Origin of the sequence: Alteromonas sp. a30 (assembly GCF_026788005.1) — a bacterium.
Classification (GTDB): Bacteria; Pseudomonadota; Gammaproteobacteria; order Enterobacterales; family Alteromonadaceae; genus Paraneptunicella.
On record NZ_JABEPE010000001.1, the window covers coordinates 412,795 to 437,525 of the forward strand.

At 41.8% G+C, this 24,731-nt stretch carries 25 protein-coding genes; 15 read left to right on the forward strand and 10 right to left on the reverse strand.

All coding sequences use genetic code 11. The features are described 5' to 3' along the window. Positions 1–89 precede the first annotated feature (89 nt). The 7 genes from yfbR (at position 90) to HJG39_RS01730 (ending at position 5,546) form a co-directional block, all read left to right on the forward strand. Entirely contained in the window at positions 90–692 is a 603-nt protein-coding gene (gene yfbR, locus HJG39_RS01700) for a 5'-deoxynucleotidase (RefSeq protein ID WP_268406056.1), read from the forward strand. A gap of 25 nt (positions 693–717) precedes the next feature. Beyond that, positions 718–2,052 (forward strand): anti-phage deoxyguanosine triphosphatase, encoded by a 1,335-nt coding sequence (locus tag HJG39_RS01705; RefSeq protein WP_268406058.1) that lies wholly within the window; start codon positions 718–720, stop codon positions 2,050–2,052. Positions 2,053–2,215: 163 nt separating this feature from the next. Next, positions 2,216–2,734, forward strand: a complete 519-nt coding sequence (locus tag HJG39_RS01710) for a tetratricopeptide repeat protein (RefSeq protein WP_268406061.1) — start codon at positions 2,216–2,218, stop codon at positions 2,732–2,734. Positions 2,735–2,898: 164 nt separating this feature from the next. Beyond that, positions 2,899–3,909 (forward strand): protein-methionine-sulfoxide reductase catalytic subunit MsrP, encoded by a 1,011-nt coding sequence (msrP, locus tag HJG39_RS01715; RefSeq protein ID WP_268406062.1) that lies wholly within the window; start codon positions 2,899–2,901, stop codon positions 3,907–3,909. An 18-nt stretch (positions 3,910–3,927) separates the two neighbouring features. Then, a complete protein-coding gene (locus HJG39_RS01720) occupies positions 3,928–4,542 on the forward strand; it encodes a protein-methionine-sulfoxide reductase heme-binding subunit MsrQ (RefSeq protein WP_268406064.1) in 615 nt (204 codons plus the stop codon). Between the two features lie 55 nt (positions 4,543–4,597). Continuing rightward, positions 4,598–4,987, forward strand: a complete 390-nt coding sequence (locus HJG39_RS01725; protein WP_268406066.1) for a hypothetical protein — start codon at positions 4,598–4,600, stop codon at positions 4,985–4,987. A 73-nt stretch (positions 4,988–5,060) separates the two neighbouring features. Continuing rightward, positions 5,061–5,546, forward strand: a complete 486-nt coding sequence (locus HJG39_RS01730; RefSeq protein WP_268406068.1) for a YchJ family protein — start codon at positions 5,061–5,063, stop codon at positions 5,544–5,546. A 6-nt stretch (positions 5,547–5,552) separates the two neighbouring features. Here HJG39_RS01730 and HJG39_RS01735 read toward each other — a convergent pair whose 3' ends face one another. Beyond that, on the reverse strand, positions 5,553–6,065 hold the full coding sequence (locus tag HJG39_RS01735; RefSeq protein ID WP_268406071.1) for a VC2046/SO_2500 family protein: 513 nt from the start codon (positions 6,063–6,065) through the stop codon (positions 5,553–5,555). Positions 6,066–6,410: 345 nt separating this feature from the next. Here HJG39_RS01735 and HJG39_RS01740 point away from each other — a divergent pair, with 345 nt between their 5' ends. Next, complete coding sequence (locus HJG39_RS01740) at positions 6,411–8,063, forward strand: tetratricopeptide repeat-containing response regulator (protein ID WP_268406073.1); 1,653 nt, start codon at positions 6,411–6,413, stop codon at positions 8,061–8,063. Next, positions 8,060–8,341 carry a hypothetical protein gene (locus HJG39_RS01745; RefSeq protein WP_268406075.1) on the forward strand — a complete coding sequence of 94 codons (282 nt, stop codon included), beginning with the start codon at positions 8,060–8,062 and terminating at the stop codon, positions 8,339–8,341. Before HJG39_RS01740 ends, HJG39_RS01745 begins: the two co-directional genes overlap by 4 nt. Positions 8,342–8,391: 50 nt before the next feature. Here the strand turns inward: HJG39_RS01745 and HJG39_RS01750 are convergent, their stop codons facing one another. Next, on the reverse strand, positions 8,392–9,240 hold the full coding sequence (locus HJG39_RS01750; protein ID WP_268406076.1) for a DUF6279 family lipoprotein: 849 nt from the start codon (positions 9,238–9,240) through the stop codon (positions 8,392–8,394). A gap of 186 nt (positions 9,241–9,426) precedes the next feature. Here HJG39_RS01750 and HJG39_RS01755 point away from each other — a divergent pair, with 186 nt between their 5' ends. Then, a complete protein-coding gene (locus HJG39_RS01755; RefSeq protein ID WP_268406078.1) occupies positions 9,427–10,443 on the forward strand; it encodes a 6-phosphofructokinase in 1,017 nt (338 codons plus the stop codon). 16 nt (positions 10,444–10,459) lie between these two features. On the opposite strand, the gene HJG39_RS01760 is transcribed toward HJG39_RS01755, so the two are convergent. The 4 genes from HJG39_RS01760 to HJG39_RS01775 form a co-directional block, all read right to left on the reverse strand. Beyond that, positions 10,460–11,275, reverse strand: a complete 816-nt coding sequence (locus HJG39_RS01760) for a LytR/AlgR family response regulator transcription factor (protein WP_268406079.1) — start codon at positions 11,273–11,275, stop codon at positions 10,460–10,462. Between the two features lie 3 nt (positions 11,276–11,278). After that, positions 11,279–12,361, reverse strand: coding sequence for a sensor histidine kinase (locus HJG39_RS01765; RefSeq protein WP_442780988.1), 1,083 nt, complete (start codon positions 12,359–12,361; stop codon positions 11,279–11,281). Positions 12,362–12,516: 155 nt separating this feature from the next. Then, positions 12,517–12,978, reverse strand: a complete 462-nt coding sequence (locus tag HJG39_RS01770) for an Mpo1 family 2-hydroxy fatty acid dioxygenase (protein WP_268406084.1) — start codon at positions 12,976–12,978, stop codon at positions 12,517–12,519. A gap of 142 nt (positions 12,979–13,120) precedes the next feature. After that, positions 13,121–13,798 carry a flagellar brake protein gene (locus HJG39_RS01775; protein WP_268406086.1) on the reverse strand — a complete coding sequence of 226 codons (678 nt, stop codon included), beginning with the start codon at positions 13,796–13,798 and terminating at the stop codon, positions 13,121–13,123. A 192-nt stretch (positions 13,799–13,990) separates the two neighbouring features. Between HJG39_RS01775 and HJG39_RS01780 the strand changes: the two genes are divergently transcribed. Next, on the forward strand, positions 13,991–15,817 hold the full coding sequence (locus tag HJG39_RS01780; protein WP_268406088.1) for a M61 family metallopeptidase: 1,827 nt from the start codon (positions 13,991–13,993) through the stop codon (positions 15,815–15,817). A gap of 96 nt (positions 15,818–15,913) precedes the next feature. Here HJG39_RS01780 and HJG39_RS01785 read toward each other — a convergent pair whose 3' ends face one another. From HJG39_RS01785 to HJG39_RS01800, 4 genes are all read right to left on the reverse strand, one after another. After that, a complete protein-coding gene (locus HJG39_RS01785) occupies positions 15,914–16,801 on the reverse strand; it encodes a M23 family metallopeptidase (RefSeq protein ID WP_268406090.1) in 888 nt (295 codons plus the stop codon). Further along, positions 16,794–17,669, reverse strand: coding sequence for a 6-carboxytetrahydropterin synthase (locus HJG39_RS01790; RefSeq protein ID WP_268406092.1), 876 nt, complete (start codon positions 17,667–17,669; stop codon positions 16,794–16,796). The genes HJG39_RS01785 and HJG39_RS01790 overlap by 8 nt, the downstream gene beginning before the upstream one ends. Before the next feature lie 271 nt (positions 17,670–17,940). Next, entirely contained in the window at positions 17,941–19,101 is a 1,161-nt protein-coding gene (locus HJG39_RS01795; RefSeq protein ID WP_268406094.1) for an ABC transporter ATP-binding protein, read from the reverse strand. Then, a complete protein-coding gene (locus tag HJG39_RS01800; protein ID WP_268406096.1) occupies positions 19,089–20,189 on the reverse strand; it encodes a nucleoid-associated protein in 1,101 nt (366 codons plus the stop codon). Before HJG39_RS01800 ends, HJG39_RS01795 begins: the two co-directional genes overlap by 13 nt. Positions 20,190–20,308: 119 nt before the next feature. Between HJG39_RS01800 and HJG39_RS01805 the strand changes: the two genes are divergently transcribed. The 4 genes from HJG39_RS01805 (at position 20,309) to HJG39_RS01820 (ending at position 24,648) form a co-directional block, all read left to right on the forward strand. Further along, on the forward strand, positions 20,309–20,521 hold the full coding sequence (locus tag HJG39_RS01805) for a DUF1414 domain-containing protein (RefSeq protein ID WP_268406099.1): 213 nt from the start codon (positions 20,309–20,311) through the stop codon (positions 20,519–20,521). A 27-nt stretch (positions 20,522–20,548) separates the two neighbouring features. Next, a complete protein-coding gene (locus HJG39_RS01810) occupies positions 20,549–22,090 on the forward strand; it encodes a DUF3413 domain-containing protein (RefSeq protein ID WP_268406100.1) in 1,542 nt (513 codons plus the stop codon). A 75-nt stretch (positions 22,091–22,165) separates the two neighbouring features. Beyond that, positions 22,166–23,080 (forward strand): hypothetical protein, encoded by a 915-nt coding sequence (locus HJG39_RS01815; RefSeq protein WP_268406103.1) that lies wholly within the window; start codon positions 22,166–22,168, stop codon positions 23,078–23,080. 8 nt (positions 23,081–23,088) lie between these two features. Continuing rightward, positions 23,089–24,648, forward strand: coding sequence for a sensor histidine kinase (locus HJG39_RS01820; RefSeq protein ID WP_268406105.1), 1,560 nt, complete (start codon positions 23,089–23,091; stop codon positions 24,646–24,648). The last annotated feature ends 83 nt before the right edge of the window (positions 24,649–24,731 follow it).

Here is a 24,731-nt window from a genome sequence, read left to right on the forward strand (position 1 = left end):
TGCCTTCAGGTATTGCATCATATTGTTCATTAGGTCAATACTGACGCCTCTCAAACGCCAGAACTCATTACCACAAGTAGGAAGATTCAATGCAACAAAGCCACTTATTTGCCCACCTTGCCAGAATGAAACTCATTAATCGTTGGCCATTAATGCGCAATGTTTACCAAGAAAATGTTCAAGAGCACAGCCTACAAGTTGCCATGGTTGCACATGCATTGGCTCTCATTAAAAATCACTATTTTCAGGGAACCCTAGACGCTAATAAAATTGCGACAGTGGCCATGTTCCACGATGTGTCGGAAGTGCTTACGGGCGACCTCCCAAATCCAGTAAAATATTTCAATGAGGCAATCAAAGAAGAATATAAGAAGATTGAAAAAATCGCCGAACAGAAGCTCATTGAAATGGCCCCAGAAGCATTACGAGAAGACTACGCAGAACTTATCCATCAAGATGCCTGCAACCAAGAAGAGCGCTTTATTATTAAAGCCGCCGATGTCATCTGCGCTTATTTAAAAACCTTGGAAGAACTCTCTGCCGGCAATAAAGAATTTGGCCTAGCGAAAAAACGTCTGGATGATCAACTCAAAGAATATCATTCTGATGAAGTTGCTTTGTTTTTAGAGTTATTCGTCCCTAGCTTTGATCTTAGCTTGGATGAAATCACGCTACGAGAATACTCAATTTAAACTTATCTCTGAGGAAAATACGCTCATGATGGCTGCACACTGGACCGAACGACGTGAAATCATTCATTCTCAAAGACAAGGCGATCACCGATCTATTTTCCAAAGAGACAAAGCGCGTATCTTGCACTCAGCGGCATTTCGGCGGCTACAAGCAAAAACCCAAGTTTTAGGCGTCGGTAACGGCGATTTCCACCGCACGCGCCTCACACACTCGCTTGAAGCCTCACAGATTGGTCAGGGTATCGCTATCCGTCTTGCCACTAAGCACCCTGACTATGCTCAACTCTTGGATCTTGATCCCACCCTCATAGAAGGGTTATGTCTTGCTCACGACATCGGCCACCCGCCCTTTGGTCATGGCGGCGAAATCGCGTTGAATTATATGATGCGTGATCACGGAGGTTTTGAAGGCAATGGTCAAACCTTTAGAATCATAACCAAACTTGAGCCTTACACACCAAACCATGGCATGAACTTAAGCCGACGTTCGCTACTTGGATTAGTCAAATACCCCAACTTTTTGAATAACGCCAACCGTACATCAAAACCCAAAACCGTTGCAGACCCGAAACAACTCAAAGCTCAAGACTGGCTGCCACCAAAAGGATTGTTTAGTGATGATGAAGACGCGTTTAATTGGCTAATTGCCCCATTATGTCAGCAAGATAAAGACACCTTTATCGAAATGAGACCTGCCATATCGGACGACCAACATCGTAAAACTCAACATAAATCATTTGATTGCTCCATCATGGAATTAGCCGACGACATTGCGTATGCGGTTCACGATTTAGAAGATGCCATTGTCATGGGAATTATTCACCCACATCAATTTGCACAAGAATTAGTGGTCCCCATTAAAGCTTTGCAAGCGGAATGGATAAGCAAAGAAATAGATGGGCTTGGAAGCAAATTATTCGATAGCGAACATTATGAACGCAAAGACGCCATTGGCGCTTTAGTGAACCATTTCATTTCTGCTATCGATATTGTCGACAAGGCTCCCGAATTTAAAGAAAACCTCCTTCGATATAATGCAGTTATGCCCGCGCAACAAGAAGCCGCTCTCAAAGTATTTAAGGAGTTTGTTTATCAGGGGGTTATCCAAAAGCCGGAAATGCAACAGTTAGAATACAAAGGTCAGCAAATTATTATCGACCTATTTACCGCATTCAGTTCTGACCCTCAACGGCTCTTACCATTAAACACCCGCAAGCGCTGGCTCGAAGCCCAACAACACAACAAAGAAGCGCGTGTTATTTCAGATTACATAGCAGGCATGACCGATGGCTTCGCTTTTCGAATGCACGCCAACCTATTTTTACCACAAAATCAGGGGCTAACCTTCTCCGGCTTTTGAGGACAATTGGCAGGAAGCGCAATTTCGCCCTATGATAAAAATGTTGACGCAGCCAATATCATGGTTAGGGCGTGTTGATCGAGCAACACACCCTAGAGATAGCTAAAGTTTTACTGGCATCAACAGATTAATATAACGAATAACTCCTTGAAACAGGTACACAATGAGCCAAGATTCCATCATAAATGCCACACCAAACGAGCATGAAGACGACCTTTCACTAGAAGGTGAGCCCGAATTGGAATTTGAAGATGAAGAATTTCATGAACAGGAAAGTGCTTCTATCCTTCAGGTAGATTCTGTCATTGATTCAAATGGTCATATGGACATGGCGCACCATTCAGGTCATTCTCCAGTTGAAACCGCTAATCAACAATTTGCAACGGGTGTGCATCAAATAAAAGCGATGGGCAACCATTACTTAGGGGCAAAATGGTTTCGTAAAGCGGGCATGCAAGGCCATGCAAAAGCGCAATTTTATCTTGGCTTGATGTTCATTAAAGGAGAAGGTGTGCCCAAAAGCTTATTTCATGCCTATTGCTGGCTAAGCTTAGCGTGTTGTCAAAACTTTGAAGAAGCCAAAACAGCACGCAAAAACCTTGAACCCTATCTAACAGCCAAAGAAATGAACTCAGCATTACGCCTAGCCGCAGATAGAATTGAACAAATCTTCGAACACTAAGGTTTTTCTCCCATCGCGAGGTTTTTTTCGTTATTTCGTAATTTTTATTAGTGTTCCTCTTTCTTCCTTTACATGTCCAGTTCAGTGTGACTTCTGAGGCTATTGCCACGAAAGCCACGAAAACCGTTTTGTAATGAACGCTCATAGATGTAGGTAGAGCCAATATGTTGATAAAAAAGACGAAAAACAGTGACGAGACAGAGAACAACGTCACCGACGAATCCATTTTCAATGACCGTCGACGCATTATAAAAGGTTTAGGCTTTGCCGGGATGGGTTCACTCCTAGCGAGTTCTCAACAAGCTCATGCCCTATCTTTGTTTGGCTCATCTGATGAAGACTCCCTTTTCAAAACTCGAGAGCTATCATTCAGTAAACCGGAAAAGTATCAAATAGAAGAACCCCTCACGCCTGAACTTAAAGCAACACGATATAACAATTTTTATGAATTTGGCTTGGGTAAAGACGACCCGTTTGAAAATAGCCAGTCTTTCTCCACCGATCCTTGGAAACTGGTCATAGATGGCGCAGTCGAAAACCCAATCACCCTTGATTACGACGACCTTTATTCCCTATTCGATATTGAAGAACGCATTTATCGCCTGCGTTGTGTCGAGGCTTGGTCAATGGTAATCCCTTGGGTTGGATTTTCACTCAACAAACTGATTGCAAAAGCAAAGCCATTAAGTAAAGCCAAGTACGTTTCATTTAGAACTGTCTTCAGCCCGAAGCAAATGCCGGGTCAAAAAAGCCGATATGTAGGTGGCGGGATTGATTACCCCTACCGTGAAGGATTGCGCTTGGATGAAGCCATGCACCCGCTCAGTTTTATGGCAGTCGGTGTTTATGGCAAAACCCTTCCTCCACAAAATGGCGCGCCGATACGTTTAGTTATGCCTTGGAAGTACGGCTTTAAAAGCATAAAATCCATCGTTCGGATTGAGCTAACAGAAGACGAACCTAAAACCACTTGGAGCATGCTTGCTCCCAATGAATATGGCTTTTACGCTAACGTCAACCCAAAGGTTTCTCATCCTCGATGGAGTCAAGCCAAAGAGCGTCGAATTACCTCTGGCGGCCTTCTCAACCGCAGTAGAATCGATACGCAAATGTTCAACGGTTATGACGAAGTCGCCTCGTTATATAGCGGAATGGACCTCAGTAAATACTATTAACCTTCATCAGTATCAGCTATGTATCGAATTAAACCCGCTCACATAACGGGGATAAAAGTGATCACCCATGGCATTTGTCTTGGGTTTATTGCGCTATTTTATTATTGGGGATTTACCGACCAACTGGAAGGCGACCCCGTTAAAATCCTCATTCATCAAATGGGGATTGCCGCGCTCAACATGCTGCTATTAACACTAGCCCTGTCACCAATAGCCAAGACCTTCCGACAAAGCGCCCTGATAAAACTCAGACGTTTATTCGGCCTATACAGTTTTGCTTTCGCTGCGCTGCATTTCACCAACTATCTTGTTTTCGATTTACAGTTAGACTGGGCAAATTTGTTCGAGGACATCATCAAACGACCTTACATGACGGTTGGTTTTGTCAGTATTATCATCCTGTTTGCATTAAGCATTACTTCTCCTGATAACGTTAAACGAAAAATGAAAAAGCATTGGCAAACATTGCACAATTTTGTTTATTTATCCGGCGCTTTAGGTGTTTTACACTATATTTGGTCAGTAAAGACCAGTGTTGGAAAACCACTTGTCTATTTGATTATTATCACTATATTATTAGTGCTCAGGAAGGATAAGGCAAAACACTGGATAAAAAAACAGTTTAAAGCTTGATCTGTACAAAATTTCGATATACTGTTCACTTATACAGTATTTCGGAGATGTCATTATGACTCAATTAGCAACTCGTTACGTTTTCAACGCTCAGGCTAATATTGCTTCGCAAGTGCAACCCACACCTGAGCGCTTATCAATTCAAACTTATGCAAATGATGTCAATAGCTTAGGCTTTTTATTACAAGCTCTTAGCCAAAGCAGACGTTGGGTATACTCGTTTTGTCATGACTTTAAAATACGCACATCAAACCAAAATATTATGCAAGTGAAATACGCGCAAGATAGCCCTGTAGTTGTGTGGATAGAGAAGGTCATTTCTGCTCAACAGTGTTCGGCAATTCTGCTTGAACGTTGCCCCCAAATAGATATAGATATGAAAAAAGTACGTGCGCTATGCGAGCTTGCTGGAATAACGCTTATTGTCATCGATCCTCGCCAATAGTCTGTTAACAAGGTTAGATTTACGCAAAAATCCCTTGTAAGCTATTGGGCAATTTAGTCAACGAGAAACGCTGATGAACACTTGTCCTTGTGGCAGTAACAAAGATTTCGGCTCCTGTTGTCAACCTCTTATTAATAAAGAACAGCAGGCCCAAACTCCAGAGCAACTAATGCGCTCCCGATACAGCGCTTTTGCAACAGAACATTATCAATACATCCTAGATACTTACCTAGGCAAAGATAAACAAGACGCGAACAAAGAAGCTCTAGCCGAAGATTACGATGGTATTCAATGGCTAAAGCTGACTGTGGAGTCCACAGAAATGGATGCCGCAAATAGCAACCACGGTTTCGTTACGTTTTCTGCTTATTTTGGAATGAAAGGAAAGCTGTTTGTTTTACAAGAGCGTTCTGCATTTGAAAAAATGGATGGCAGTTGGTTTTACTTGGCGGACGTATCAGAGTCTTCCAACACACGTTTAAAGCTCTCACGAAACGATATTTGTTTTTGTGGTAGTGAGAAGAAATTCAAAAAGTGCTGTGAGCATAGGTTAAACTAAGGTTCGTTATGCAGCGGGTTCAAAGCTTTGAGTTTGCTCGCCTTTTGCTTTGCCAATCACATCATAAATTAGTGTTGGGTCGACCTCTTTTTCATGAGATTTATTCTCTATCATCCGCTGCTGACAGAATACATCGCAATTTGCCACCACCTCTTCAGCAATAAAAGCGGGATCATTTTGCAGGGCTAATGGTGGTGGATACATTTGTTGCAGTAAGCGTACATTTGCGAAATCAGCATTAGCCATAGCTTGTGTCACCTTAGCTTGTTGCTTCCAATGAATATCCTCTGCGGATAAGGGCGTTTCAGGATACGCATTTTCAATGAATGCAAGTTCCCGCTCTCGAGTGTCTTTAACGGCAACGGGCTGAGTGTCAGTTAAACGCAATTTATTGGTAATGTCTTGCTGCAACATAGCCAATAACAGAGCAAAATCTTGTTTGCCCTGTTGCGACAATGTTCTAGATAGCGCCCCTTTAAATTCGGACTCTATCAGTGCTTGAACTTGGTTATCAGACATCCCGACCTCAACTAAAACTCAGTTTGTTATCGGCGTGAGATCACTAATCTAAACCTTAAATTTTAATTCTTTCCCTACAATGGAACGCCTAACAATTAATTGTTGAATAAGGCAACGCTTAACATCAATTTCGTTTCTTTATTCGGCCTAAAAGGGTAAGCTTGGATTCAGTAAACTAGGTATTTTTCAGTCATGTCTATCGCCTTGGGTATAAATTAGAAATTGTAGGTTAAAACCCCAATGCGTAAAGCGCCTACCTAAATCAAATTTACGCTTGCGTTTATGTTATCTAAACCAGTAAATTTCATCTTTTAAATTAAACTTTGGAATATTTTCAGTAGCACCATGGCACAAGTAGATTTCGGGAACATGCGTGTCCTTGTTGTTGACGACCAACGTCCATTCCTTGTTCTCCTTCGAGGCATGGCAAACGCGCTTGGAGCAAAATCGGTCGTTACCGCCCAAAATGGGGAAGCCGCCGTTGTTGCGTGCCGTAAAGAAAAATTCGATATCATCGTTTCCGATGTACACTTGGGTAGCGACAAAAAAAATGGCTACCAATTCTTAGAGGAAATCCGCATCCTCAACTATGTTAAGCCAGAAACCGTATTCGTTATGGTAAGCGGTGATAATCAACGCCCTGTTGTATTAGGCAGCCTTGAACGCCAACCCGATGACTATTTAATCAAGCCATTTTCACAAGCGCAGCTCTCCAATCGATTACAAAAGGCTTATCTAAAAAAACAAGAGTTAAAATCAGTTTACAAGCATTACATGAAAGGTGATATCGACGAAGCTATTAACGTGTGTCGTGAACTTATTGCTAATGGTTGTAAATATCGTCAAGCTTGTAGTTATCTATTAACTGAGCTTTATTGGAAAGCGGGCCAATTTAAGCAAGCTCAGCACATGCTAAAACCGATAATGCTACACAAACCGGTGCCTTGGGCGATGGTTGCGTTAGCAAAAACCGAAATGCATCTGAACAATTTTGATGGTGCTATTACGTTAGGCAAACAAGTCGTCAAAAACCGCGTTTTGGCTGTTGAAGGCCATGACATATTAGCTCAATGTCATTGGAAAAAGGGTGACTTAGATGAAGCAATTAAAGAAATTAAGCGCTCTATCTCGTTGTCTCCTTTTTCGCTTGATAGGCAGTATTTAGGTGCCAACTTAGCTCGAGAAAACAATGATTTCGATTTCGCCAAACAATGCTGTAAAGCAATTTTTGAGCAAACAAGACGCTCTGTTTACCGCGATGTAAAACATCTTTGTAATTTTGTACGCAGTATTCTTGATGCAGCAGAAAATGCCGCAGAAAAAGGAGACCGTAATAAGTTTCAGCAAGAAGCGTTAATTACCCTTCAGCGCCTTCGAAGTGACGACATAATCAGCCGTTTGAATGAGCCTTTCGATTACACAGCGTTTGAGGAAATCATCAATGCTCGCGTAAACTTCCTTGATGGCAAAGTTTCTGAAGCGAGAAAGTCGATCGCTACGGCCAGAGAATCTTTAGAAGAACAGTTCGAAGATTTACCGATTTCTCTAGTACCTGACTCGCTGAAAGTCTATTTTGACCTAGGCGACTATGACGAAGCTCAGGCATTGTCTCGCCGTTTAGCAAATGAAGATGTGGAAATTGATGCCAACCTTGAATACCTGCTTGCAAGAACAAATGAGGGAATAGCCAATAAAGCGCTTGAGTTTGATCGACTGTGTAAGGAAGGTAAAACAAGCTATAACGCAGGTAAGTTTCAAGCGGCTTATGAAGCCTATTCTGAGGCGCTCAAATACTCTCCTACTAATGCCGACGCCATTCTTAATTTACTCCAATGTTTATTACAAATTTTAGAGCGGTTTAGTAAACCCGAACTAAAACTCGTAGTCGATAGTAAAAAATATCTCAAATTAGTCAATGAACTGAAAATGTCACCAGGGCAAACAGCAAAATACAAAGATATTCGAGAAGGCTTTAAAAAACATATGGATTTACCATGATAACCAAACTCCCCGTATTGCTCGCTTTTACCGCTATTCCTTTACTTTCAAGCTGCGCTTCCAGTAATCCACCCTGCGAAGAAATCAATGAAGTCAATCGTCAACTGCGTGAATGTGCGGAATTGAAGAAAGTGCTTTACGACAATAAGCACCCACAAAAGGCCCTAACAGCACGCCAACTATATGAAGAAAAGTGTGTCAATCTACGTTACTACCGTGACGAGTACGACACCATTTGTAAGAAAGACGAAAAAGCCATTGGCGAGCGCAAAAAGTAAACACCACCACTCTTAAAGAAGGGACGAGTCAGCAGGCTTATTAATGGCCGCTAATCGTCCTCACTCAACTCTTCAAAATCTTCGATATAATCGTCAATCTTGCCCAATACCCGCTTCTTTTGTTTATCTGTCATCACTTCATACAAACGAATGACTAATTGAGCATAAAGCTTTTGGTTAGCATCGTTACGTTTAACCAATTCAGGATGGCGATAATTTTCAGGCTCCGACATCACTTTTAATACCTTATTTTCAAACTCTGGATCTGTGTCTTTCTGCTCGAAAATATCTCTGGCCACCTGCTGAACCCGGCGACGATATTGCAGCCAGTGCTTTGAAGTAGAATAAAACTCGGGTGCCATATCTACAATAATCTGATCTTGTTCTGGAGTTAATTTCCCAAGCCACTCCTTGATATTATCCTTCAAGCCTGAAACGCGTTCTTTGCTTTTTTCTTCGTCTGAACTTGCATCAAACTCAGTAATTTTCTCCTCTCGTTCAATATTTTCTTTTTCTATGGCATCAAACAATTCGGATACTTGCTCTTGTGTTAATAATTTTGACAAGGGCACAAGATCGGGGGCAACACGATTACGTAGGCTCACCCAATGCTCTCGAATTCTATCAAAGTGCGTTTTTATACTTTCTTCAGAAATACTTCCGCTGGCGATGTCGTGGCGGATTTCTTTAAGATGCGCTGCATATTTCGTCAATTCTTCTTGTCGGTGCCAGTTGTGCCAGACCTCAAACTTTTCATCGAAGATTTTCTTCTGAGAGCGCTGCAAATCGATGTAGTCATCTAAATACCAATGAATCATCCAATCCATATTGTTGTACACAAACTGTGAGCTACAGCCCCCTAGTAAGAGAACGGTTAATGCGCAAATCCACTTTTTCACTTCAATTATCCTCAGAAAATACGTCGCGTATTTAAAGACTAAAAACTATAGCAATAAGTTCACCGATCAAAGGTTTAAAACGTAAATTTATTTAACACGATGCCTAACGCCATGATTTACGTTATGCTTCTGCTCAATGAATTACGATAAATTGACTCTTATCACAGCAGCGAGAAAAAACGACCTATGAAACGAATCGCAGTGTTAACTTCGGGCGGCGATGCCCCAGGTATGAATGCATGTATCAGAGCCATCGTTCTGACTGCGGAACACTACAATATTGAAGTTTTTGGTTATCGTCACGGATATAATGGATTGCTTAATCAAGAATATAAACCACTTGATCGAGATAAAATAGCGAACATATTACAAGCAGGCGGCACCGTCTTACGAAGCGCTCGTTGCTTGGAATTTAAATCGGAAGCATCGGCTCAAAAAGCTGCCGCAAATCTCGATGAATTAAATATTGAAGCGCTATTGGTCATTGGTGGAGATGGCTCATTTCGTGGCGCTCATCACTTGAGCCAATACTGGGATAAGCAAATTATTGGCTTACCAGGAACCATTGATAATGACATTTGGGGGACTGACGCCACCATCGGTTATTTTACCGCGATTGAAACCGCTCTAGACTCCATTGATAAAGTCCGAGACACAGCCGATGCATTTGAGCGTATTTTCCTTGTTGAAGTAATGGGACGTCACGCAGGGTTTATTGGATTGTCCGCAGCCGTAAGCGCGGGTGCTGACCAAGTGCTATTACCAGAACTCATTAAAGACAGCACATCTGCCCTACAGAGTATTCTTTATCATATTCAAACGGCAAGAAAAATTAAGGGCAACACCAGTTATATTATTGTGATTACGGAGAATCTCTGGCCAGGTGGCGTCACCGCGTTATCTGAAGTGTTAACAAAAGAAACGGGCACAGATTGCAGACCCGTTATTTTGGGGCATGTACAAAGAGGTGGTTCCCCTGTCGCCCAAGATCGGATGTTAGCAACAAAATTAGGCGCTTATGCGGTTGAAGCAGCAATAGCCGGAAAAACGCATATCATGATTGGCGAAAGCGCTCATCGCGTTGTTGAAGTCCCATTGGAAGAGACATGGAGCAAAACCAAAGAGCTCGATCCTTATCTTGTTAAGATCCAATCTCAACTCTTTGATATTGCACAAGGGCATATTGCACAGAATTTAGATTAGTGACGATCAACACGCCCTAGTCTCTAATCATTTTCTTAACTTGGTCTCGGTGGCTCCGACTCACTTTCAGCTCGGTGCCATTATCCAATACTACGTGATATTCACCGCTCACATGGCTAACTAATTTAGCGACATACTGCAAATTCACAATAACGGAACGATGTACTCGGATAAACTTTTTAGGATCCAACTCTTCAACAAGTTCCTTCATGGTTCGGCGCATAATATGGGTGTCCTTATCGGTATGCACACACATGTAATCTCCTGCCGCATCAATCCACTGGATACTATCCACCTGAACCCGTGTAATTTCAGAACCATCTTTAATTGCCATCACATCGGGATAAGCATTTCCAGAGACTAATTCTTCACCTTCAGCCAACTTACGTAAGACTTCTTCACAATCATCACCAATGAAGCCTGCCACAAGATGCGCAAGCTTTGCCTTATGTTCCCCTTCCGTTTGTAACCTTAAATGTGCTTCCGCTTTGTCAATCGCCTCGGCAAGACGACTTTCATCGACCGGCTTCAAAACATAATCCAACGCATGTAAGTCAAAAGCTTTGATGGCATAGTCATCATAGGCAGTAACAAACACCACCAAAGGCAATGTCGACACCCTATTCTGCAATTCGTTGATAACCTGAAAACCGTTTAACCCAGGCATCTGAATATCGAGGAAAACAAGATCCGGTGCAAACGAGGGAATACTCTCCAGTGCCTCTCTGCCGTTTTGACACTCTGCCACAACTTCCACATTGGGAAACTCGGCAAGCCTAAGTGAGAGCCCTTTGCGCGCAAGCGGCTCATCGTCGACAATGATCACTTTCATAAACTACTTCCGATCTGCTGACTCAAATGGGATCGTAATATTCACTACAATTCCTGTGGGTTCATTTGGCTCTATTTTGAATTGATACTTGCCTGCATACAAGGCGCTTAAGCGCTCTTTAATATTTTTTAAGCCAACGCCGTTTGTGCGGTGTAATTGACCATCGATAATTTCAGCACCCGGCCCATTATCAGAAACACTTAACATTAACCGACGTCCAAATGTTTTCGCCGAAATCAGGATGTTTCCTCCCTGCTCTATCTTTGAAATAGCGTATTTGATGGCATTTTCGATTAGAGGTTGCAGAATGAGGCTTGGAACCAAAGCCTTCTTAGAATCGTCTTCAACATCCCATTCAACATGCAAGCGAGTATCAAACCTTACCTTTTCAATATCTAAGTATAGCTTTAATGCGTGCATTTCCTGCTCTAATGGCACTTTTTTGATGGGATCTTTATCCAACGAGTAACGCAAAAAGTCACTCAAACGACTTACCATACCACCTGCTAGGCTGTAATCTTTCATGAGGATCAACGTAGAAATGGCATTCAGCGTGTTAAATAGGAAGTGAGGATTAAGTTGGTAGCGCAACATTTTTATTTGAGCTTGGTGCGCCATTGCTGTCGCTTTTAAAGCATTTTGCTTTTCTTTTTGTAGCATTTGGTAGTTCTTAATACCAAAGTACAATCCCGTCCAACACATCACAAGAAAGAAAGAATCGACACTATTCGATAAATACAAATACCATTCATCGGGACGGAATCCGTGTTTGTAGATTTCCCAATAGTGCAAGTTCTTTGCAACCGTCCACAGCATGGCAATAACATAGCCAGAGACAGCAACAAGGGCAAACATTTTCCATAGCACTAAGGACCATGCAAAACGAAAAACGTATCTTAAAGGAAGTGTTAGTAACCAACCAGCAATGGAGTTAAGAATGATAATAAAGATCCATAAGCCTCGCATATCGTGCAATAGCGAACCGATATAATAAACAATGGCAAATCCTACCCACCCCAAGGTGTGTAAAAACCAGAATAATCGCTCTCTATCGTCCAAAAATTTTCGCCAGTAGTCCAAGAACATTACTCATCCAAAAATGATGTGAATTATTATACGTTTAGGAACAGATCAACTTGCGGCTGTTGAGCGTGGTCTCACTACCACTTATCGCATTTCATACCCCACAAAGCAAAAGAGCCACCAAAAAGGTGACTCTTTATCTGCTGGCTGAACCGCTTTTAATAATGGATATTCATTCTTCTTAACCAGTGAACCCACCACCAAGCGGGCCCGACAAGTAAAAAGCGTAAATCAGCCAAAAATGATGGACGCTTTCCTTCAATATAGTGACCAATGAATTGTAAAGCCCACATCACAGCAAACACCGCTAAACTTGCTCGCCAAACCTCAATTCCCATACTTTCCATCAAATTAATTAACAGAAAAACAACGAATGTTAGCAATGTCATCGCTGCCCCTATCGGGCCTGATAACATGAAATAGTAGTAAAGCACCGGGATAGACACGATGTGCGCCCACGTAACATCAAAAAACGCAATGAACTCAGGTGTAGGGATAGACCCAATTAGGGCGATTGTAACGAAGTAAATAACGGGTACAGCAATGGCGTGAATAAAAATGTTGATCTTATTCTTGTGGCTTTCACCATACTCATTCAGAAGTTGCTCAATTCGACGCATTAAAGTCCTCCAACCAAACTATTGTTATTATATTTTTATATAAAAGGCGTACACGGCAAAACCACATTTTAGAACAACATCGTGTTTGGCCCATAAAACTTACCATAGCACATAAATTTTATAAATCCAGATACTTTATTGCTTAAAGTTCGACCATTAATCGTTCAATGAGATTTTCGACTTCTTCTGCTGAGGTCGAAAACTTAATTCCATAGTTAAAAAATAGCTCATCTGGCTTAGTATTCATAATTGAACCTTTCAGCTCAAACGGCTCATTGCGCTGGCCATTGAGGCGAATCAGAATATCTTTTTGCGCTATTCGTTTGCTCCGGGTTTTTTGAGTCGAAATACGACAACCGCTGTTTGAAATATCAACTAATGTTCCCGATGCAAGGGTCTGTTCATCTTCTGCGTTAAGTATAGATACAGGTACCCTAATTTGCGCACGTTTTTCTGCTCTTAGCCCTTGGCTTTGGATAGAAGTAGGAAAAGCTACAAATATAATAGGCACCGGCTTTTTAATAACGTGAAGAATTTTGGTTTTAAACGCAATGACTTCCCCTGTTGCGTCTTCAAGAATAAAACGGACTATCATGGGCTTATCCGCATAGATTGCATCCGCCAAATTACCCCACTTAGCTTCGTCGGGATAGCGAATCATAATCGAACGCATAGCGTCCATTCCTAAAAACTCGGTTCTAACGCGTTTTGCTGTTGATGTTGTAGAAACCTGAATATCAAAAGGCATTCCTGGCCTTAGAGAACGCATTTTATGCAAATCTTCACTCGATAATCCTTGTACCTCTTTCAGTATTGCCATTCAGTTATATTCTCCAATCATTATTCTTGCCATTGATGAGGCACATGAGAGTCGTATTAATTTGTGCTGTATTAATTGTAATACAAAAGTCAAATTTGAAACACCATTTGCAATGCCTTGTAAAGCCTGTAAATTTAACGGTTATAGCCCAAAGATACTGAGCAGTTTTTAAAAAAGGCAGGATCATTCACAATGCAACAACCTTCTCCCATAAAATACAGCGTTTCGATACCCAATATAGCCAACCACCAGTTTCATATTCTTCTCAATATTACCTCACCAACAAATAAAGGTCAGATATTAACACTACCAACATGGATCCCGGGAAGTTATATGGTTCGCGATTTTGCCAAAAATATTCTTTGGCTGACGGCGAAAACGGCACAAGGAGAAGAATTGAATGTCACTAAGCTTGATAAACAAAGTTGGCAAATTGCACCTCATACCGGCCCAATACAAGTGGAATACAGCGTTTATGCACTAGATTTATCAGTGCGCTCAGCCTTCCTCGACACCCAATTCGGCTTTGCTAATGGCACCAGCTTATTTTTAGAGGTAAAGGAACAACGTCATGTACCTGTTGATGTAGAAATCAATCTTCCTGACAACATGCCTAATTGGACGCTTGCCACCACATTACCCAAAGTCGGCACTCAACCTAACAAGCAACTTATTGGCCGATGCGAAAATTATTTAGATCTCATAGAGTACCCACTGTTATTTGGTGAGTTAGATATTATTCCGTTTAGTGCACAAGGCGTTAACTTCGAATTAGTATTTGTTGGGGGACACAATGCCGATCGGGAAAGGCTGGCTAAAGACCTCAGTAAAATAGCAGACCATCACTTATCGCTTTTCGACTCTGATACTCCTATCACTCACTACCAATTTTTAACGATTTTAACCGAATCAGATTTTGGTGGCCTTGAGCACACTTCCTCCACAGCGCTGGTGTATAGCCGTGATGAGCTTCCAACCGTGGCGCAACGCAACATGATGTTCCCCGGCTACCGCACATTCCTCAGCTTATGTAGTCACGAGCTTTTCCATACGTGGCACGTTAAGCGCACTAAGCCAGCGTGTTTGATTGATCCTGATTTGAGTCAAGAGGTATACACAGAGCAACTTTGGATATATGAAGGTTTTACCTCATATTACGACGATTTTAGCTTGCAACGCGCTGGGGTAATTTCCAATGCCAGTTATTTAGAGGTGGTCGGACAGAACCTCACTCGACTGTTACGTAATGCTGGTCGCTTTAATCAAACCGTAACCGAATCTAGCTTTGACGCCTGGACCAAGTTCTACAAACAAGATGAAAACGCAGCTAATGCAATCGTAAGTTATTACGTGAAAGGTGGCATTATTGCCATGTGTTTGGATTTAAAACTACGCTTAGAAAGTCAAGGAAATCACAGTCTTGATGACATTATGAGAATGCTTTGGGAGCAGTATGGCGCCAAAGGCATCGGCACTCCTGACAATATTATTCATCAGTTACTTAATCAACTGGGTTATCGCTTTGATGAATTTTTACATTCAGCCTTGTACACAACTGAAGAACTGCCTACAGAGTCCTTATTAAACGCCTTTGGTGTCAGTGTTAACAAGCGCAGTAGAGCTGGCGTAAAAGACCAAGGTGGTCGAAAAATGCAAGGGACAAAAGTCGCCTTCGGAGCCAACTTTAAAGGCAGTGCCACAGGAATTGAAATTACTCAAGTCTTTACAGGTACGCCCGCAGAAAAAGCCCGTTTAACCAAGGGAGACAATATTATCGCCTTGAATGGGGTAAAGGTGTCTGATGCCAAGTTCCAAGCAGAACTGGACAAGTTGCCACTTTCAGACAACGAAGCAAGGCTGCATTATTTCCGCCGAGGCTGTTTAGAAGAAACGCGCTTACCACTGACTGCGCCCGATGAAGATACCGTGTATTTAGAAATCACGGATAAAACCTTAGCACAACACTGGTTGGGTATTTTCCCTGAAAACAAAACACAAGAAACGCGCGCGAAGGATTAATCTAAAAACGACTGTAATTTTTGCGGCTGCAAGGACGCAGCCTGAATCTACAAGAGCCTTTTAAAACATGTGCAATTAATGCATTGATTCCCGTACCTACTGTGCACTATTTGGCATATCTGGCACCAAAACCGTTGGGTCAACGCGCTGATTAAGCCAATTCATCCGCCAATCTAAATGCGCTCCGGTTACTCGACCTGTCGCACCAATCTCCGCAATTAACTCGCCCTGCTTTACCTTTTGCCCAGCTTTTACATGACCTTTGCTTAAATGCAAAAAAGTAGAGGTGATACCATGACCATGATCGATGATAAGTGTGCCACCAGAATAATACATATCAGGATGATAAAGAGTCACGATACCATCAGCAGGCGCATATACTGGTTGCCCTACGGGACCAGCTACATCGACACCAAAGTGTGGACGTTTGGGCTTGCCATTTAATACTCGTTGGCTACCGTACACCCCGGAAATTGGCCCTGTTGCTGGCCAAATAAAGTCTTGCATAAAATCGATACGGTCATCACGTAATTTCCGCGCTTTTGCCACCGCTTGGTTATCTTCACGAATCCGTTTCAACACGGACTCTGGCGGCGTTACCATTTTGGGAGGTAATCCTTCAATCTTTTGAATTTTATAATCGCGTTGAGTTAACGTGATGTCATGTTGATGAGTCTGGCCTTTGTGAGTCCATTTTACAGTTTGTTTTAACTCAGCATCACGATTAAAACCTAAAGCAAAGAAACCTGATGTCGCTACTTGAACCGCTTTATCGTTTAGCCAAACCTTATCCCCTGATGCTACCTTGCCACGCAATAATGTGCCTTGTGTTAATTCACCAAATAAGGTTAAGCCGTTTCCTTGATAAACCTGAGATTGGCTTAACCGAGGCCCCGGAAGCGATGTATTAGAAATAGCAAAGCCCGAAAAGGCTAATAATAAAAGCGCAACAGATAGAGGAAAAACAGCATTTAGCTTAGGCATTAACAATGGCTCCTTTGCCCACACCTTCATATGCAAGAACAGTGACACTTGCCTCTGGCGTCATTTTCTTCTGCTCATCTGCAACAAATTGTGCAAGGCATTCAACGGTGGAATCAGTATCGATAATTTCGCATTCTGCTACAGGGATCGCAAGTTCAAAGCGCCCCTGAGAAGACTCATAAGCAAATATGTAATGTTCGCCACTGGGTTGAGAGTTTTCCTCGCCAGAAAACAAAGCAGACTCCTGAACTCTATCTTCTTGTGTACCAATATAAATATCTTGCCAGCGGTTTGCCCAAAACGCTTGCCACTGCTGGCTGCTTTTTCCATCTAATTGAATGTCAATTTTCGAACGGTGCCCATGGGCAATGCGTTGACAGTTGCCATCATGCTTTTTTAAACCATGAGTATAGTGATAAAACGGAGTATTAATGACTTCTGTGCGCAGCACTAATTCAATCGCAGCCACATTACCCGGCAATTGTGTCGCGATAATTTCTTTCAGGTATTGCTTTACCGAATCCATGGTGACTTCTTCGGCATAAATAAAGGCATAAGCTTCGTCAGGACAATTTAAGTGAATGCTTTTGTTAGGACGATTAAAGTGCACTTTTACGGAGTCGTCTTTGGATTGATGAAAGACCTTTGTAAAAGGATGCTCCATCGGCACAAGAAGTTTGTGGTCAACGTATAAATCAATCAGCCCTTTAAGCTGTTTTTTTACTTTACCGAAGTCCAGCACCATGCTTTCTTCGTTTAAATCACCGTTTAAAATGACATCAACAATCCAACTTTCTCCCACCATTCCACGTTTCGGGCATAAATAGGAAAAATCCATCACTGTCAGATCATTTACAAACAATTGCATTAAAATTACAAACCTCTGATTACAACACCACTACGTTTTCTTTATATGACTATTGAGAGAAACTGAGAAAAACGTGGGTCGCCTAAGTAAATTGGGCCGAGATTATAAAGTGATAGCAGTCTAAACACCAATTCCAAAATCATCGCCCTTTGCTAACGTTTTTGTCTGTGCCTCAATTGCAACTTCAGATTGTCAGCCACCCACAGACCTTTATCGCAGACTCAGCGTCAATGCAATGGCCGTTATTCTGTATATAAAATACGGATTGGGCTCATTGCAATAGTCCCCCTTGAGCATTAAAGCAACAACACGCCTCAAGCGACAACTCAACACAAATCGAGGATTGCGCTGGAATGGGGACCTCGCTTTTAGTCACGTATGTTTCAACACTACCCTTCGACGTTGGCTGTGCCCAAGACCAATACACAAAGAATTGCCCATTAAGCAACTCTGTTCGTTCAACCCTTCCTTTAAATCGCATCTTTTTATGATATTTACTGAACGCCACCAAGGTGTTGATTGCGTCTGAAACGGCCAACGGCGTACTTTCTTTTACTAACCGCCATGCATCTGGGCGAACACCAACATAACAACACTCCTTTGCTAGCAATTTGCGTAGATTACGCTCAAGGTGTTCAACGCCGATCACATTGATCTGGGGTGAACCTAATACTTTTGCCACTTGAACAGTCGCTGGCTGAAAATACACCTCTGAAGCCGAGGCAAACTGTAATAATTGCGTGCCCGTATTCTGCTTTGTCGTTTTTTCGCGGGTTATGGCACGATACTCACCTTTGTTTTCTTTGCCTAATACCGCAATTCTATCAGCCAGTTGTGAGGCTTCTTCTTGATCATGAGTCACATACAAGGTAGTAATTGCAAACGCTTGCTGTACCTGTTTAATCTGTGCTTGGAGCTGAGTTTTAGATTGGCTATCGAGTTTTGAAAGCGGTTCATCCATTAAGAAAATTTTGGGTTGCTGAGCTAAGCATCGCGCCAACGCCACACGCTGCTGTTGCCCACCGGAAAGTTGATGCGGATACCGGCGCAGAAAATCCGTTAATTCTAAGTTCTCAGCAATCAGTTGCAAACGCTCTTGCTGCACGACTTTTGCAATCGAACTCACTTTTAACGGGAAGCAAATATTGTCCGCCACATTAAGGTGTGGAAATAAACTGCCTGATTGCGTCATCAAACCAAATTGGCGCTTTTCCGGTTCAAGATGTCGAACAGACGCAGAATCTAACTGAATATCACCAGAGAAGCTCTCATCTAGCCCTGCAATCATGTGCAATAACGAGGTTTTTCCACACCCGGACTCGCCCAGCAAAACCACAAATTCACCCGAATGAACATGCAAGTCAAGTTGGTTAAATAACGTTTGCCCGTTAGGTAAGCGTTTGCTGAGCGACGATAGCGTTAGTCTTGCCATCGATTCAATTGGTCGCGCAAATTAGCCGGTAAGCCTTTTATGGTTAAAATATCGTTTTGTGCATCGTAAAATACTTTTTCACCGAGCAATTTGCGATCAAAGTTCATACTGATACCGCCTCCTTGGCCAGAAAATTTATTCAATGTTTTAATCGCTGCTCTATCTGGCTGAAAATTCTCTTCTAGCGGCTCTTCTAAGCTTTGAGCAAAAGCGTAAAAGTCTTGCTTTTGATCATCTTTAGATAACGTTTCTGCGATGTCTTTTACCGTAACATCTTCGCCAGCTTCTAACTTTTCCTTGTAGTAATCGACCAACATTTGACGACTTTCTTGTTTCTCATGTGGGTCAAACTCTTCGTTTTCCAAATATTGCTCTACATTTTCAAGTAACTGTTTGTTTTGCTTTTTAATGTCGACTAATTCTTCACAGCCCAAGAAATGCATGAAAAAGTCCGATACTTTGCGACCAATACGACCTTTAATAAAACTAATGTAGCGATTTTGCGCAGGCGAAGTTTGATATTGGGTAATATCCACACGCGCAGCTAATTGCATTTTGGCTAAATCCAAGTGAGAGTTAATGCTGAAATCCAACTCTCCGCTCACTTCCACATGCTCTTTGGTGTCGAGCAACGAAATAAGTAAGTAATCCGTGGCTAAAAATTGGAAATGGCTAAACACTAAAAAGCCCGTTTCATCTGTCGACATCGACTGCAAATGATAAGCCAGCAATCCAGCCACATCGCGAGAAAAAGAGACAAAATCGTGCTCTCCTGCAATAAGTTTATCAAGCTGAAGCTGAAATTCATTTAAAGCATAGGGATTCATTGGTGTTGCTTGTGGAATGGCCCCTTCTTCTGGTTCAGGCGCATCCTGTTCCAATTCTTCTTTGGCGCGTTCTAACTCTGCTACCGATGAAAAGCCGCCAACACCTTTGCCCGGCTTACTGTTGTAGATATGGTTCAATTCTTGTGCAAGTTGCTCAATTTCTGGCGCAACCTCACAGGTATCTTGGCGTGGCAAAACAACTAACTGTTGTTCCTTTGCAGCAATTCGGTGCACAATAACATTGTGGATAATAAGAGACATATTCTAGTTTAATCCTTGTACGAACAAACAAATACTCAGCACTAAGTTAAAGCGCTATGCTAATGGAGCTAGAGTAAATTTGCTGATATATTCCCCATTCAATTTTTTAGGGAGTGGCTATGCCGCAACAGTCTAAATATTCTGATCAACAATTTGAAGACTTGATGACAAGCATTGTTGAAGTCCTTGAGCGAGAAAATGCTGATCGTGATCTATCTTTAATGGTGCTAGGCAATATCATTACGCGAATATTCCAACATCAAATACATGAAAAAGATCGCAAAGAAATGGCTCAGCAATTCACGCAAATACTCTTAAAAAGTATTCAATAAATAATAATAAGTAAAACTGTATTTAATATGATTATTACCGAAACACCCAGACGCCAACTTGTCAGCAAGCTTGTCGCTTGGGGACACTGGTTCACTTCAGCCAATATTGTGATTGCCATTGCTATTTCCGGTGTCTATTTATTTAGCTCTCGCATTCCCGATACCGGCCTTGGTCTTGCCTATTTATTTAGCAACTGGTTTAGCCATGTTGGTTTTCTCACCTTTATCGCTTTTATTATTTTTATTCTCCCGATTTGTTATCTCGTGCCAAACAGTCGATTTTTGCGGGGTTACGGTTCTTTTGCCGCGGCTTCTGCCCTCGCATTATTAGCACTAGATGCACTGCTATATACGCGCTACGGCTTACATTTATCGTTTCAAAGCGCGGAGTTTATTCGCAGTCACGCCAACATAGCAGTTGCAGAACTCAGCACCCGACAATGGGGCTTTTTCATTTTGTCTTTTATTGGCTGGCTTTTACTGCAATTGGTGATTGCAAATGCCCTGTGGAAACGCATTGAACGCTTACAAAAACTAAAATGGGGGTTGCCGATTGGCGCAGCCTTCACTGGCATGTTTGTATTTAGTCACGCCACCCATATTTGGGCTGATGCGGAACTGTATCACCCGGTTATCCAACAAGATGACATGTTTCCATTATCCTATCCTGCTACCGCTAAAACCTTGATGTCGAAATACGGTTTATTAAGCATTGAATCATATGAACAGAAAAAGCAGCTAGCACTGAATTTAAATAAGCGAGATGTTGCTTACCCCACCGAGCCTTTGTACTGTGTGGTCGACACGCAACGCAAAGTTGCACTGTGGTTTTTAAGTGAAGGTGATGCGCTTCCTGAAATCGATAAACGCTTGAACTTGCTGCCGTTGAATCAACATTTTGATTTAAGTTTAAATCAACAAGGCGCGGTAAAAAGTATTTTATATGGCCTACCGGATTTATATCATTGGCAATTGCGTAATCACCTGCCAATCATGGCTGATCTACCAAACAAATTAGGTTTACCCGTTCATTTATATGCCGAAAATCCCGCTTTAATCGACAACATCAAAGGACAGAAAACCGAAACATGGGAAAGCTATTTCAATGCTTTTCAAACACAAAGTTCTGGATTATTTATCGGCTTTATTGGCCCTGATGAATTAGAGCAATTGCAAAAAGTATCTCATTCCAGCAATCACATTTTCATAAGCCAATTGAATGCCAATAGTGCCGTAAGCGCTTTTTCAAATTTTGATATTCACGACTCCTATACGTTGAGTCATCATGAAGATATTGCCGCTACGACCTTGTATGAATTAGGTTGTAATGTAAAAGACAGCCTGCACAGTACAGGCCAAAAACTTCAAGGCGCAAATCGTCACTGGTTAGTCACCAGTCAAAACGATAAGGTTTTAATTTTATATCAACAATTAAAAATAGAAGTCGATTCAAGTGGCAACTTCTATATCTATAATCTTGATGGTTCGCCCAATAATGCTGCTGAATTAAATACAGGTTTATTAAGCCAGGCAATCAAATTGCTGAGTCGTTTTTCAGAATCCGAGTAAAAAAATGGCAAAAACATAATAAAAAGGGTAATCTTCTCGCCCGGTAGTTATTGGGAATTTTCGACACTCTTTTTTATGCTCAGGCAAATCTATTTTTACATCGGATTCGTAATCGGCAGCTTGCTGAGTTTTAATGTCCTTGCAGGAAGTGGCATTGCAGTGGTTTATCCGAGTGTCCCCTCCCCCTTCAACGAAATTTTCAAAGAGATTATTTCTGGTGTGGAAGAAGCATACCAAGGCGAAGTTCAAACGCTTGAACTTGCTAAAAAGGATAATCCAGAAAAAGCCGTCGAGTGGATAAACACCGCCAATCCTGCTGCGGTCATCGCACTTGCATCACAAGGGTATCGTGTTGCAAAAGTAATTAACGGTACACGTCCTGTTTTAGTCAGCGCTTTACCCATTTCCCCAACAGGATTATCGGGCATCAGTTTAGTCCCAGCCCCCTCTCAATTATTTAGCGCTTTAGAAGAGCTTGCCCCATCAGTAAAAAGCATCAATGTGGTATACAGTCATAGAAGTGAGTGGATTATTCCGCTAGCACAAGCTGAAGCATCTCGGCGCGGTTATCAACTCAATGCGGTTAAAATCGGTACCGTTAAAGAAGCGCTTGAAGCTTATAATAAAATGCTTTCAACCTTTGATATTATTCGTGAAGCATTATGGATTCCACTTGACCCAATTTCCGGCAACGAGCAAGTCATTGTTCCAAATTTATTAGAACGCTCTTGGGAACAAAATCTCATTTTATTTTCTAGCAAACCTGCCCACGTAAAACGAGGCGCACTGTTTTCGTTGTTCCCCAATCACATAAAGCTAGGTAAGTCACTTGTTACCATGCTGCAAGAAGAACAAAACTTGATCGACAATCCCATCATCAAACCCATGACAGATACTGAGCTTGCCGTCAATTTACGAACCGCAGCGCATTTGGGCTTCGAGTACAAAAACCAACAGAAAAGTCAGTTTTATCTGACTTTTCCAGAGTAGCGTGCCTTATGAATAATGTGAAAAGACCCAAACTGCACCGCATGAACATCAAAAAGATGCACCTGAATGCAAGTATCCGCCGACGCTTGCTGAGCTACATCGTTGCAGGCGTTATTATTTTGCTTTTAACCTTTACTGTGGTGACAAGTTTGCTCACCACTAAGCAAACCTCAGCAAAATTAGTTAAAAACGCAAAGCAGGTAGCCAGCGCCTTGGCGCAACAATCCACGCTTGCCTTGTTAACCGCTAGCAGCATCAATGCTGAAAGTGCTATGGATCAGGTTCTGGAGTTCCCGGATGTTGATGGCGCAGGTTTAGTAGGCCGTGATGGAGAATTTTATGTCTGGCGCGGCCATGCTCAAGGAAACAACTATTTCTCGAAAATTTTATGGGAAAAAACCACTGAATTGACGCTGTTCGATGAAGACGAAAACCATTGGTATATTGCCTCCGCTATTATTTTATATAACGCCGACATAGAAGATACTGGCGATACGGTTGATGAAAAACTCGGTTATGCAATTGTCAGTTTTAGTAAAAACAGTCTTTATGAAATTAATCGAGACATCATTCTCACAATTGCGATTACAGGAACAATTGCGTTAATTGGCTTGATCATTATTATCGGCAGCGCCATTAAAAATCAGCTCTCGCCGCTCAGAGCACTCACCGAAATAATGGTATATAACCACCAAACCGGCGAACACAACATTGCGGATGTACGTGGTCCGAGAGAAATCGAACAAATGGCAGATTCTTTTAATGCCATGATGAAAACACTCGATGAGCAAGACGAAAAGCTCCGACATCATAGAGATCAGCTAGAAGCGGAAGTAAAAATACGCACACGCGAATTAGTCGAAGCCCGTGATGCAGCGCTCTCTTCGAGTCGACACAAATCAGAGTTTCTCGCCAACATGACCCATGAATTACGTACACCGATTCAATCAATTATCGGTTATGTTGATTTATCTCGAGAAGAAATTGAATCCGAAGGCTTATTTCATGTCTGTGAGGATTTAGACAAAATCACACGCAATGCTGAACGTTTATTGGGCATGATTAATTCCGTTTTGGATTTATCTAAAATTGAAGCGGGACGATTAGAATTAAATATTAATTCAGTGTATTTATTCGATTTAATTCGTAATGTGGAAGAAGCTACTGCGCCATTAATTCCAAGTAATAATAACCAATTCCAATTAGTGAATCATTGCAATAATCTTTTGTTAAGAATTGATAATGAAAAAATGTTGCAGGTATTGATTAATCTCATAAGTAACGCCTGTAAGTTCACACAAAATGGAAAAATCCAGCTTGAAATTAAAATTCAAGAAAACAGACTTATTTTTGCAGTTAGTGATACGGGTATTGGTATCGAGAAAGAAAAACAACAACAAATTTTTAAAAAGTTTATTCAAGTAGACTCTAGTGAGAGCCGCCGCTTTGGTGGAACAGGGCTAGGTCTCGCAATTTCAAAGCAATTTTGTGAACTGATGAAAGCTGAAATTAGTGTCGCCAGTGAATATGGTAAGGGAACGACGTTTACCGTGTCTTTACCGCTGTAGGTTTAAAAGAAAGCCACGGACTTGATAAGCATTTTTTTAAATTATTGCTATATTGAATTGAATAATAAAAGAAAATAACGGTT